A 10,474-nucleotide genomic window follows, 5' to 3' on the forward strand; every position below is an offset into this window, starting at 1 on the left:
TCTCTGCCCCTGTGATTAATGTACTTTCCCTTCCTGTAACTATCAGGACAGGGAGATTTAGCCACAGCTCAGTGCGTGGCTAAGCATACTTAGCTTAGTTGAGTACCGACTTCAAACCAGCTTGCTCGTGCATTGAGTATGTCTTGTACCGGCATTGCTTTTTTACCCGGAACTTGAAGCTGTTCTAGCACTAAGACGCCACGACCCGTCGCGACATAAATACCCGTTTTGTCGGCCTGTATTATGGTACCAGCTGCTTGGTCCGAGTTTTGATCCACAACACGGCTTTGCCAAACTTTGATGCTATTTTCTGCAACTTCAAAGTGACTCATTGGCCATGGGTTAAATGCACGAACACATCGTTCGATGTGTACAGCCTCATCACTCCAGTTGATACGAGCTTCTTCTTTGCTGAGTTTCTTGGCGTAATTGGCAAGTTCATCGTCTTGTTTTTCCGCTTTTGCACTGCCGTTCGCAATATCGACTAAGCATTCAACCAACGCTTGTGGGCCAAGCTCTGCAAGCTTCTCGTACATGGATGCGCTGGTATCCGTTGCTTCGATTGGCAACGTAGCAATTTTCAGCATATCACCCGTATCTAAACCGATGTCCATTTGCATGATGGTTACACCCGTTTGGGCATCACCCGCCCAGATAGAGCGTTGAATCGGAGCTGCACCGCGCCAACGTGGCAGGATTGAACCATGCACATTGATACAACCCAGTTTTGGTGTATCTAAAACCGCTTGAGGTAGTAGTAGGCCATAAGCAACCACCACCATTAAGTCTGCGTTTAAATCAGTCAGCTCTTGTTTCGCTTCGTCTGATTTAAAGTTCTCTGGCTGATAGACAGGAATATTATGCTCAAGCGCTAGCGTTTTTACTGGGCTGGCAGTCAGTTTTTTACCACGGCCAGCAGGACGGTCCGGTTGAGTATAAACGGCAATAATTTCGTGCTCCGAAGACAACAACGCCGCCAAGTGACGGGCGGCGAAATCCGGAGTACCTGCAAAGACAATACGTAATGATTGGCTCAAGGTAACCTCTCTAAATTTTATTGATTCTTGTCGTTGAAGCGTTTGATTTTCTCTAGCTTCTCTTTGATGCGCTTACGTTTTAGCGGTGAAAGATAATCAACAAATAGTTTGCCTTCTAGGTGGTCTAATTCGTGCTGTACACAAATCGCCAGAAGGTCATCTGCTTCGAAAGTATATTCTTCACCATCACGGTTAAGAGCTTTAACCGTGACTTCAGCTGCACGTGGCACAAGAGCACGAGCACCAGGGACAGATAAACAGCCCTCTTCAATGCCATCTTCGCCGCGCTTCTCAATAATTTCTGGGTTAATCAATACCATTGGCTGATCACGGCTGTCAGAAATATCAATCACCACGATACGTTGGTGAATGTCGACTTGGGTCGCAGCTAAACCAATACCTTCTTCGTCATACATGGTTTCAATCATGTTATCTACGATGGTTTGGATCTCTGGTGTGACTTTTTCAACCGGCTTGGCAACGGTGCGAAGACGGTCATCAGGGAATGTTAATACTTGTAATACAGACATATACACTCGAAATATTGAACTAGGCCGAAACAGGATAAAGCTTGTTGGCTCAATTCTAGACATTTTATGAGTCAAATGACAGCATCCTGCGAGATTTATCAAAATCATTCTCATTCATTTAACGCAGGATGTAAGGTCATGACTCGATTGAAAGGTTATTTTTTTCTAGTGTTCATAGCGTTAAATTGTTTCGCTTCGAAGACTTTCGCCCAGCAACCAACGCAGTTGGCTATTAAACAAGGCGCGCCGACGACTTACACGGTCGTGAAAGGGGATACCTTGTGGGATATCTCGGCCATGTACTTGAATAACCCGTGGTTGTGGCCGCAATTGTGGGATATTAACTCTGATATTGAAAACCCACATTTAATTTATCCCGGCGATCAGCTCTATTTAGTCTGGAAGAACGGTAAGCCTCAGCTGAAGTTCAAACCCAAAGTCACCTTAAGTCCCAAAGTGCGTAAAGTGAAAAAGCAAGCAGTGCCAGTGGTGGAACAAGGTTTGGTGATGCCGTATTTGCAGTCTGACCGATTGATAAGTAAAAACGTGTTGGCAACCAGCGGTAAAGTATTGGGTGATAGCGAAGGGCATCAATACATTACCCAGCAAGATGTGCTCTATTTTACTGGTCATCATACTCAAACCCAATGGGGGATATATCGTCCCGCCAGTGAGTTTGAACTCGACAAAGAAGTGTTAGTGGCATTACGCCTTATCGCTTTGGGTGAACTTGTTCGATCCGAAGAAACTTTATCCGAATTGCGTATTAAAGAGCAGTCTCAAGAGGTGATGCAAAACGATATTGTTTTGCCATTGGTTGCTATCGACAGCTTGAAACTGACGACGACATTCTTCCCTCACCCTGCGCCGAACAATGTCAATGCCCGTATATTGGGTGCTTTGGAAGGTAGTCAGTTTTTTGCACAAGGTCAGGTTGTGGTTTTGAACCAAGGTGAAGAAGCTGGCTTAAAGCAAGGCAGTATGTTTGAAGTTTATCAGACGGGTAGCCATGTGTTTGGTTCGCAAGGAGAGTTTAGTTATGAAAAGAAATGGTTTGATAAAGGAATGCAATTGCCTAGCAATAAAGTCGGCGAGTTAATGGTGATTCGTCCGTATGACAAATTCAGCTTAGCGTTAATCACCCGCAGTCAAACGGCATTCAATCAAGATGTTATGGCCTTGTCTCCGCTCGCGGCTAATGCCGCTCAGCCTCTATCTTCTGATACTGACGATTAAATAGAGTCAGCCATGAATGAGAGGGATTTATCAGCTTGGTTGGCGCTAAGCTTTACGCCAAAATTGAGTAAAAAGTCTGTTAAACGGTTGTTGAGCCGAGATTCCCTTTCCAACCTTTTTAGCTATTCAGCCAGCCAGTGGCAGTCAGCGGGGGTGGCTTCTGAGCAGGCCCACTATTTAATGCATGATGCTCAGAGAGAGGTTGAAGAATCTCTCGAGTGGTTAAAAGCACAAGCCGGAAGGCATATCATCACGCCATTTTGCGATTCGTATCCTGCTCTATTGCAACAAATCTCCTCAAAACCTGATGTTCTTTTTGTTGAAGGGCAACTGGAAACCTTGAACCAACCACAAATCGCCATTGTTGGTAGTCGTAACGCCAGTATTGATAGTCAGAAAATTGCCCACCAGTTTGCTGGGCAACTGGTTGAAAAAGAGTTGGCCGTCACTAGCGGCCTTGCGTTGGGTGTGGATGGCTACGCACATGATGGCGCTTTGAAAGCTGGTGGCAAAACGATAGCAGTTTTAGGCTCTGGGTTAGCGTCTATATACCCTTCGAGACATAAAAATCTCGCCGCTCGTATTATAGAAAACGGTGCTTTAGTTTCAGAGTTTCGTCCTGATGCGAAACCTCGCCCGACACATTTTCCTCGGCGCAACCGGATTATCAGTGGGTTATCAATGGGGGTTCTGGTTGTTGAAGCTGCCGAAAAAAGCGGCTCTTTGATTACTGCTCGCTATGCAACGGAACAAAACCGAGAGGTATTTGTGGTACCGGGATCTATTCTTAACCCCAATTGTGTCGGCAGTAATCGTTTAATTCAACAGGGTGCATGCTTAGTTCAGAATGTACAACACATCGTTGATGAACTTGAATCTATGCTGGATTTCAATCGCTTACAACCTCAGCAATGTCAGCATACACTTTTTTTACCCCTAAATAGCGAAGATGAATTGCCATTTCCCGAGCTGTTAGCTAACGTAGGAGAAGAAGCTACACCAGTTGATATTCTTGCAAGCAGGACCCATATACCTGTCCAAGAAGTCATGATGCAGCTCTTAGAGCTTGAGCTTTCAGGGCATGTTGTTGCAGTTTCCGGTGGCTATATTCGTAAGGGGAGGGGCTAGCTATGATGATGGATATTCTGATGTATCTGTTTGAAACTTATATCCATAGCGATGCAGAGTTGCAAGTGGATCAAGACGAGCTTGAAGATGAATTGCTTCGAGCAGGGTTTCACCAAAAAGATATCTACAAAGCCCTAAACTGGTTAGAAGAGCTAGCGGCATTGCAACAAACGGATGCACAGTCAGCGATTTCAACCAGTTCGGCGACATCTATGCGTATTTTTACCGCGCAAGAGATGGAGCGTTTAGACCTAGAATCTCGTGGTTTCATCCTATTTTTAGAGCAAATTAAGGTATTAACACCTGAAACTCGCGAAATGGTGATCGACAGAGTCATGGGTCTAGAGACCAATGAATTAGAGTTGGATGACCTGAAGTGGATCATTCTAATGGTGCTGTTCAATGTTCCCGGAAATGAGAACGCTTATACGCTTATGGAAGAGCTCTTGTACAGCAAAGAGCAAGGTATTCTTCATTAAGCTAATAGACGTATTATGAGCGGTAAAATTGATAACGAGCTATTCTCAGCTCATGAGCATGCGCTGAACGAACCTTGTCCGAAGTGTGGCGGAGCTTTACAGCTTCGCCATGGCAAACATGGCCCGTTTCTCGGCTGTACTCAATATCCCAATTGCGACTACATAAAGCCACTGCACCAGAATGACGGGCACATAGTCAAAGAACTTGGTGTGCCTTGTCCTGAATGTGGAAGTGAGTTGGTATTGCGCCAAGGGCGTTATGGCATGTTTATCGGCTGTAGTGCTTACCCTAAATGTCACCATATCGAATCTCAAGATAATCCTGCAGACGAAAGCAAGCCAAGCAAGCTACATGCTTGTCCGGAGTGCGGTAAAGGTCATCTTGCCGAGCGTAAAACGCGTTTTGGTAAAACGTTTTATGCTTGTGATACTTACCCTAAGTGCAAATTTGCCGTTAACTTACCTCCAGTAGATGGTAAGTGTGAGAAATGTGGTTTCTCATTACTGGTAGAGAAGAAGCTCGCTAGCGGAACTAAGTATCAATGTGCGGATCGCAAGTGCGGGCATATTCAGGAATAGAACATAAAAAACGGCGCTTTAAGCGCCGTTTTTGTATCTGGATTTAAATCTTAAGATTTAAATTGTTTCGCAACTTCCTGAACTGCTGGAAATGCTTCTGCATCTAAAACGTCTGCCAGCTCACACAGTTTACGCACCAGCTCACCGTGGTAATCAGCCGTTACGTTGATGTGGCCCATTTTTCTTCCCGGACGCTTTTCTTTACCGTACCAGTGAATATGGCAACCTTCCATTGCTAGTAGGCTTTCTGGTAACGAGTCTTCGCCAAGAATATTAATCATCGATGTCTCGCGAACCAGTTTGGTGCTGCCTAATGGCATGCCACAAACCGCGCGCAGATGATTTTCAAACTGACAGATTTCCGCACCTTGTTGTGTCCAGTGACCAGAGTTGTGTACGCGAGGAGCGATTTCGTTAACCAGCAGTTTTCCTTGAACATCAAAGAACTCTAAAGCTAAAACGCCAACGTAATCCAAGCTGTTTGCCACAGCGGTAAACATCTCTTTTGCTTGTTCTTGTAGCTCAGGAGCATCAATGGCTGTCGAGAGGCTAAGGACACCATTCACGTGCACGTTTTCAGCTAATGGGTAAACGGCAACTTCGCCATTTTTGCCACGAGCACCAACCAGAGATACTTCACGGTCAAAAGGAACAAATTCTTCTGCAACAATCGCCTGATTAGCGGATGCTGCTAGGCAATCTGCCATTTCTGGCCAGATTTTATCTGCGTCTTCTGCATTTTTTAGGCGCCATTGCCCTTTACCGTCATAACCACCTAAAGCACTTTTTAGTACCATAGGAATACCTACATGAGCGATCGCTGTATCGAAATCTTCACGGTTATTGATAACGGTGTACTTTGCATTACGTACGCCAGCGTTATCTAACAGTGCTTTTTCAAGTCGGCGATCACCGCCAGCTTTAATGGATTCAGTGCTTGGTAGGAATTTTCCGCTACGTTCACACACTTCAAGCACATCATGAGGAATATGCTCAAACTCAGCGGTAATGACATCAGCCTTTTCTATCGCTTGCTCTAAGCCATGACCAATCACAGCTTGAGTTAAAGGATGAACAACATTCTTGCTGTTAACGTCAAACGCAGAAATTTCAATATTAAGTGGTGCGCCAGCCAATGACATCATACGTGCAAGCTGACCTGAACCTAATACCAATACGTGCATCAATTATTCCTCGGCTGGATTTGGATTTGCCAGTACAGATTCTGTTTGAGCGGTGCGGAAAGCTTCCACTTTTGCCATCACTTCTTCATCAAAAGTACCAATGATTTGAGCTGCTAGAAGTCCTGCGTTTGCCGCGCCAGCTTCACCTATTGCAAGCGTACCTACCGCAATGCCTTTTGGCATTTGAACAATTGAGTATAGAGAGTCTAGACCAGAAAGAGCACGAGACTGAACGGGTACACCAAGAACTGGCAAGCTAGTGAATGCCGCTGCCATGCCAGGCAGGTGGGCTGCACCGCCAGCACCAGCGATAATCACTTTTAAGCCACGTTCTTTCGCGCTGCTTGCGTAGTCTGCTAGGAGTTGTGGAGTGCGATGAGCTGAAACTACTTTCGTTTCATAAGGAACACCGAATTGCTCTAGCATTTCTGCTGCAAGTTTCATGGTTGGCCAATCCGATTTGGAACCCATGATAATACCGACTTTCATCTCAAACTCCTTAAAGCATTTTTTAATTACGAGATCGAACAATTTCGTAAGCGAACGACGCGCATTATACGAGGATTTTTATATCAAGCAAACGTTTGCGCTGTCGTGTTCAACAAATGTTGAACGATAAATTATCCTTTTATATCCGTGAATGAATGGTTTGAACTTCCGTTCGTTAAGGTATAGGCGAAATCACCGATAATTTGTACACTGGGCGCAAATAGAAATAAGTCAGCTCAATTAGGTAGTTTTTCGTGGATAATTTTCAACAAACTTTACAGGCATTACAGTCTGGAGAAGTCATTGCTTACCCGACAGAAGGTGTTTTTGGTGTGGGTTGCGATCCCGATAGCCCAGAAGCGATTGAGAAGTTGCTGCAGCTAAAGCAAAGACCGGTAGAGAAAGGTTTGATTTTGATTGCTGCCTCTTATGAGCAGTTGCTCCCTTATATAGATGAAAGCCAGTTAACCGCAGAACAATTGCAGCAAGTTAAATCGACGTGGCCTGGTCCTGTTACATGGGTAATGCCAGCGAGCAGTAAAGTATCCAAATGGGTCAGTGGTCAGTTTGATACCATCGCAGTGCGTGTGACCGATCATCCTTTGGTTCAACAACTGTGCAACGCTTACGGTAAACCGCTAACCTCAACCAGTGCAAACTTAACTGGCCAACCTTCTTGTATGACAACGGAAGAAGTTGAAGAGCAGCTTGGTGACAAACTGGTTGCGATTCTGCGTGGCGCAACTGGTGGGCGTAACAAACCAAGTGAAATTCGCGACGCGAAAACCCTACAAGTATTAAGACAGGGATAACACACTCTGCGATGGGAATGCGTAAGGAATAAAAGATGTCGACAATTAATAAAGAAGCGGTGAAGCAATTTTTGCTGTCACTACAAGATCAAATCTGTCAGCAATTAGAGAACGTTGATGGTGGCGCCAAGTTTGTGGAAGACGCTTGGCATCGTGAGGCGGGCGAAAAGTTGGGTGGTGGTGGCCGCTCTCGTGTGATGCGTGATGGTTTGGTGTTTGAGCAAGGTGGCGTCAATTTCTCGCATGTTACGGGGAAGCAAATGCCAGCGTCAGCAACAGCGCATCGCCCTGAATTGGCGGGACGTAAGTTTGAAGCCATGGGTGTCTCTTTAGTTATGCACCCGAAAAACCCTTATGTTCCAACCTCTCATGCCAACGTGCGCTTCTTTATTGCAGAGAAAGAAGGTGAAGAGCCAATTTGGTGGTTTGGTGGTGGTTTCGACTTAACACCTTTCTATCCTTTTATTGAAGATTGTCAGCAGTGGCATTCAACCGCGAAAGCTTTATGTGAACCGTTTGGTGATGATGTTTATCAGCAGCATAAAGAGTGGTGTGACCGCTATTTCTATCTTCCTCACCGAGAAGAAACTCGCGGTGTCGGTGGCCTTTTCTTCGATGATCTGAACCATTGGGAGTTCGATAAGTGCTTTGACTATATCAAAGCGGTCGGTGAAGGTTACTGTCAAGCTTATGTGCCGATTGTTGAACGTCGTAAAGCAACCGAGTATGGCGAGAGAGAACGTCAATTCCAGTTGTATCGTCGTGGTCGCTACGTCGAATTTAACTTAGTGTTCGACCGAGGAACGCTTTTTGGTCTGCAAACTGGCGGTCGCACAGAATCAATACTGATGTCTATGCCTCCACTGGCTCGCTGGGAATATAACTACCAGCCGGAAGCTGGCAGCAGCGAAGCTAAACTGAATGAGTTTTTAGTGCCGCGCCAGTGGTGACAGAAATTGCACTGAGTGATAGGGTCGTTATGTTCTGTTAATAAACAGACTTAGCGACTTTTTATTGGTTGAGGCAGGGATATGGCTTTTGTAAAAGATCACTATGCGGTGTTTGGTAATCCTATCGGACACAGCAAATCACCTTTCATTCACACACTGTTTGCGCGTCAAACCAATCAAAGCATGGAATATACTGCTGAGTTAGCACCAGTAGATGGGTTTGTTGCTGCGGCTCAAGCATTTTTCACCAACGGTGGACGCGGATGCAATGTTACGGTTCCTTTTAAAGAAGACGCCTACAAGTTTGTAGATCGATTAACAGAGCGAGCGCAACTGGCAGGAGCGGTGAACACATTAAAAAAATTGGATGATGGCGAGATACTGGGTGACAACACTGATGGTGAAGGTCTGGTTCAGGATTTGATGCAATATCAGGTGCCGCTAAAAGGTGCCAAAATTCTACTGATCGGTGCTGGTGGTGCAGCCAAAGGTGCATTGAAGCCTCTGATTGATAAAGAGCCTGCAAGTATCACCATAACCAACCGTACTTTTGCTAAAGCAGATTCATTAGCTCAGTCGTTTAGCCGCTTCGGTAATGTGAATGCGGCAGAGATGAGCCAAATCGAAGGCAGTTTCGATCTCATAATCAATTCAACCTCTGCAAGCTTAGATGGAAAGTTACCTGAGATATCGCCTTCTATATTCAGTGCCCAAAGTGTGGCCTACGATATGATGTATGGCAAAGGTCTAACCATCTTTAACCAATGGGCTCTGGATAATGGCTGTGGTCATGTCTACGACGGCTTGGGAATGTTAGTTGGGCAAGCAGCCGAAAGCTTTATGTTATGGCGCGGTTTGCGTCCCGGCACGAAACAAATCCATCGTGAATTAAGAAAAAATTTGGAAGGCTAATGAACCAATCGATTCTTTTCCCTGATATGCAAGAGTGGAACAGTGAGCTACAAGCAGTAACGTTTCCTGCTCAGCAATCTGGCGCTTTAATTGAATGTATTGTTACGCTCGATGAGCTTGCGAAGATCTCAGGGATCACTATTAGTAGTGAGCAAGAAGCGTTAGCCGCATTTGCGACTGTTCGCTTTGACTTAGAGGAACTGGTTGAGGAACTGATTGAAGACGAAGCCTTCAATCAGCTTGGGCAGATTGAAGTTGTTAGCTAATCAAAGGGCCACATCTTCAACATTGTTTAAATAGTCATTTTTCGTCTGCACGTAATTATCAGCTGACTTGAGCAAGAAAGCTCGTTCTTTGTCTGAAAGAGGACGAGCCTGCTTAACTGGGCTTCCGACATATAAGTAACCACTCTCCAGAACTTTTCCCGGTGGTACCAAGCTACCCGCGCCAATCATTACATCACTTTCTATGACAACACCATCCAGAACGATAGCGCCCATACCAACGAGTACACGATCGCCAATTGTGCATCCGTGTAGCATAACTTTATGACCGACAGTCACATCGTTACCTATAATCAATGGGTAGCCGTTTGGGTTTTCGGCATTTTTGTGGGTCACATGCAATACGCTGCCATCTTGGATGTTGGAACGTTCACCAATATGTATGTGGTTTACATCGCCACGAGCGGAGACTAATGGCCAGATACTGGCGTCGTCTCCTAATTGAATATCGCCCACAATTATAGAAGTTGAGTCGATATAAACGCGGGAACCAATTTTCGGTGCGATACCTTTGTAACTGCGAACAGGGCTCATATGGCCTCCTTTTTATGGCTGACAATGGCATATTAAAAGCCAATTAGTTGCATTTATAGCCCGCTACGCGCAAAAAACAGCCAAACAAACAAAAAATAGAAAAAAACTTAAAAAAGCACTTGCCAATGTGAAGCTGATCTCTATAATGCCCCCTCGCTGACACGGACAAGCTTCGAAAGAAACGAAAAGGTGTTCAGCAAGGTTGTTTTGTAAGGCTAAAAGCCTACGAAAATAAACTTAAAAAAGTGTTTGACACGAAAGTTTATATCGCTAAAATGACCGCCTCTTCCGAAGTGACCTAAGTCACTAAGAACGGAAGA

General features: G+C 45.1%; 13 protein-coding genes. 8 read left to right on the forward strand and 5 right to left on the reverse strand.

Translation table 11 applies throughout. The annotated features are described in order from the left end of the window. Nucleotides 1–89 precede the first annotated feature (89 nt). Complete coding sequence (gene fmt, locus HUO09_RS20795; RefSeq protein ID WP_167413021.1) at nucleotides 90–1,037, reverse strand: methionyl-tRNA formyltransferase; 948 nt, start codon at nucleotides 1,035–1,037, stop codon at nucleotides 90–92. A gap of 17 nt (nucleotides 1,038–1,054) precedes the next feature. After that, nucleotides 1,055–1,567, reverse strand: coding sequence for a peptide deformylase (gene def / locus HUO09_RS20800; protein WP_042489422.1), 513 nt, complete (start codon nucleotides 1,565–1,567; stop codon nucleotides 1,055–1,057). A gap of 138 nt (nucleotides 1,568–1,705) precedes the next feature. Here def and HUO09_RS20805 point away from each other — a divergent pair, with 138 nt between their 5' ends. Genes HUO09_RS20805 through HUO09_RS20820 form a run of 4 tightly spaced genes read left to right on the forward strand, consistent with a single transcriptional unit; the run spans nucleotide 1,706 to nucleotide 4,989 of the window. Next, complete coding sequence (locus HUO09_RS20805) at nucleotides 1,706–2,803, forward strand: LysM peptidoglycan-binding domain-containing protein (RefSeq protein WP_188235195.1); 1,098 nt, start codon at nucleotides 1,706–1,708, stop codon at nucleotides 2,801–2,803. A 12-nt stretch (nucleotides 2,804–2,815) separates the two neighbouring features. Next, nucleotides 2,816–3,931, forward strand: a complete 1,116-nt coding sequence (gene dprA, locus HUO09_RS20810; protein WP_167413019.1) for a DNA-processing protein DprA — start codon at nucleotides 2,816–2,818, stop codon at nucleotides 3,929–3,931. Nucleotides 3,932–3,933: 2 nt separating this feature from the next. Continuing rightward, complete coding sequence (locus HUO09_RS20815) at nucleotides 3,934–4,410, forward strand: DUF494 family protein (RefSeq protein ID WP_167413018.1); 477 nt, start codon at nucleotides 3,934–3,936, stop codon at nucleotides 4,408–4,410. A gap of 15 nt (nucleotides 4,411–4,425) precedes the next feature. Then, complete coding sequence (locus HUO09_RS20820) at nucleotides 4,426–4,989, forward strand: type I DNA topoisomerase (RefSeq protein ID WP_167413017.1); 564 nt, start codon at nucleotides 4,426–4,428, stop codon at nucleotides 4,987–4,989. Between the two features lie 50 nt (nucleotides 4,990–5,039). On the opposite strand, the gene HUO09_RS20825 is transcribed toward HUO09_RS20820, so the two are convergent. Further along, the gene (locus HUO09_RS20825; RefSeq protein ID WP_167413016.1) at nucleotides 5,040–6,173 is read right to left on the reverse strand and encodes a 5-(carboxyamino)imidazole ribonucleotide synthase; all 1,134 of its coding nucleotides are present in this window, start codon (nucleotides 6,171–6,173) and stop codon (nucleotides 5,040–5,042) included. 3 nt (nucleotides 6,174–6,176) lie between these two features. Next, the gene (gene purE, locus HUO09_RS20830; protein ID WP_102942830.1) at nucleotides 6,177–6,662 is read right to left on the reverse strand and encodes a 5-(carboxyamino)imidazole ribonucleotide mutase; all 486 of its coding nucleotides are present in this window, start codon (nucleotides 6,660–6,662) and stop codon (nucleotides 6,177–6,179) included. Nucleotides 6,663–6,916: 254 nt separating this feature from the next. Here purE and HUO09_RS20835 point away from each other — a divergent pair, with 254 nt between their 5' ends. The 4 genes from HUO09_RS20835 to HUO09_RS20850 all read left to right on the forward strand — a co-directional run bounded on the left by HUO09_RS20835 (nucleotide 6,917) and on the right by HUO09_RS20850 (nucleotide 9,602). Further along, nucleotides 6,917–7,474, forward strand: a complete 558-nt coding sequence (locus HUO09_RS20835) for an L-threonylcarbamoyladenylate synthase (protein ID WP_188235196.1) — start codon at nucleotides 6,917–6,919, stop codon at nucleotides 7,472–7,474. A gap of 35 nt (nucleotides 7,475–7,509) precedes the next feature. Continuing rightward, the gene (gene hemF, locus HUO09_RS20840) at nucleotides 7,510–8,424 is read left to right on the forward strand and encodes an oxygen-dependent coproporphyrinogen oxidase (RefSeq protein ID WP_188235197.1); all 915 of its coding nucleotides are present in this window, start codon (nucleotides 7,510–7,512) and stop codon (nucleotides 8,422–8,424) included. A gap of 81 nt (nucleotides 8,425–8,505) precedes the next feature. Next, on the forward strand, nucleotides 8,506–9,336 hold the full coding sequence (gene aroE / locus HUO09_RS20845; RefSeq protein WP_188235198.1) for a shikimate dehydrogenase: 831 nt from the start codon (nucleotides 8,506–8,508) through the stop codon (nucleotides 9,334–9,336). Next, nucleotides 9,336–9,602 (forward strand): DUF1488 domain-containing protein, encoded by a 267-nt coding sequence (locus tag HUO09_RS20850; protein WP_188235199.1) that lies wholly within the window; start codon nucleotides 9,336–9,338, stop codon nucleotides 9,600–9,602. The genes aroE and HUO09_RS20850 overlap by 1 nt, the downstream gene beginning before the upstream one ends. Here HUO09_RS20850 and HUO09_RS20855 read toward each other — a convergent pair whose 3' ends face one another. Further along, nucleotides 9,603–10,154 (reverse strand): gamma carbonic anhydrase family protein, encoded by a 552-nt coding sequence (locus HUO09_RS20855; RefSeq protein WP_167413011.1) that lies wholly within the window; start codon nucleotides 10,152–10,154, stop codon nucleotides 9,603–9,605. Between the last annotated feature and the right edge of the window lie 320 nt (nucleotides 10,155–10,474).

This window comes from Vibrio sp. Y2-5 (genome assembly GCF_014596725.1).
Lineage (GTDB): Bacteria > Pseudomonadota > Gammaproteobacteria > Enterobacterales > Vibrionaceae > Vibrio.

What these genes read in the sequence shown, in the direction of transcription:
- def (WP_042489422.1), bottom strand. Translation starts at nt 1,567, where the DNA reads ATGTCTGTATTACAAGTATTAACATTCCCTGATGACCGTCTTCGCACC.
- aroE (WP_188235198.1), top strand. Translation starts at nt 8,506, where the DNA reads ATGGCTTTTGTAAAAGATCACTATGCGGTGTTTGGTAATCCTATCGGA.
- dprA (WP_167413019.1), top strand. Translation starts at nt 2,816, where the DNA reads ATGAATGAGAGGGATTTATCAGCTTGGTTGGCGCTAAGCTTTACGCCA.
- HUO09_RS20815 (WP_167413018.1), top strand. Translation starts at nt 3,934, where the DNA reads ATGATGATGGATATTCTGATGTATCTGTTTGAAACTTATATCCATAGC.
- HUO09_RS20855 (WP_167413011.1), bottom strand. Translation starts at nt 10,154, where the DNA reads ATGAGCCCTGTTCGCAGTTACAAAGGTATCGCACCGAAAATTGGTTCC.
- HUO09_RS20850 (WP_188235199.1), top strand. Translation starts at nt 9,336, where the DNA reads ATGAACCAATCGATTCTTTTCCCTGATATGCAAGAGTGGAACAGTGAG.
- HUO09_RS20820 (WP_167413017.1), top strand. Translation starts at nt 4,426, where the DNA reads ATGAGCGGTAAAATTGATAACGAGCTATTCTCAGCTCATGAGCATGCG.
- hemF (WP_188235197.1), top strand. Translation starts at nt 7,510, where the DNA reads ATGTCGACAATTAATAAAGAAGCGGTGAAGCAATTTTTGCTGTCACTA.
- purE (WP_102942830.1), bottom strand. Translation starts at nt 6,662, where the DNA reads ATGAAAGTCGGTATTATCATGGGTTCCAAATCGGATTGGCCAACCATG.
- HUO09_RS20825 (WP_167413016.1), bottom strand. Translation starts at nt 6,173, where the DNA reads ATGCACGTATTGGTATTAGGTTCAGGTCAGCTTGCACGTATGATGTCA.
- HUO09_RS20805 (WP_188235195.1), top strand. Translation starts at nt 1,706, where the DNA reads ATGACTCGATTGAAAGGTTATTTTTTTCTAGTGTTCATAGCGTTAAAT.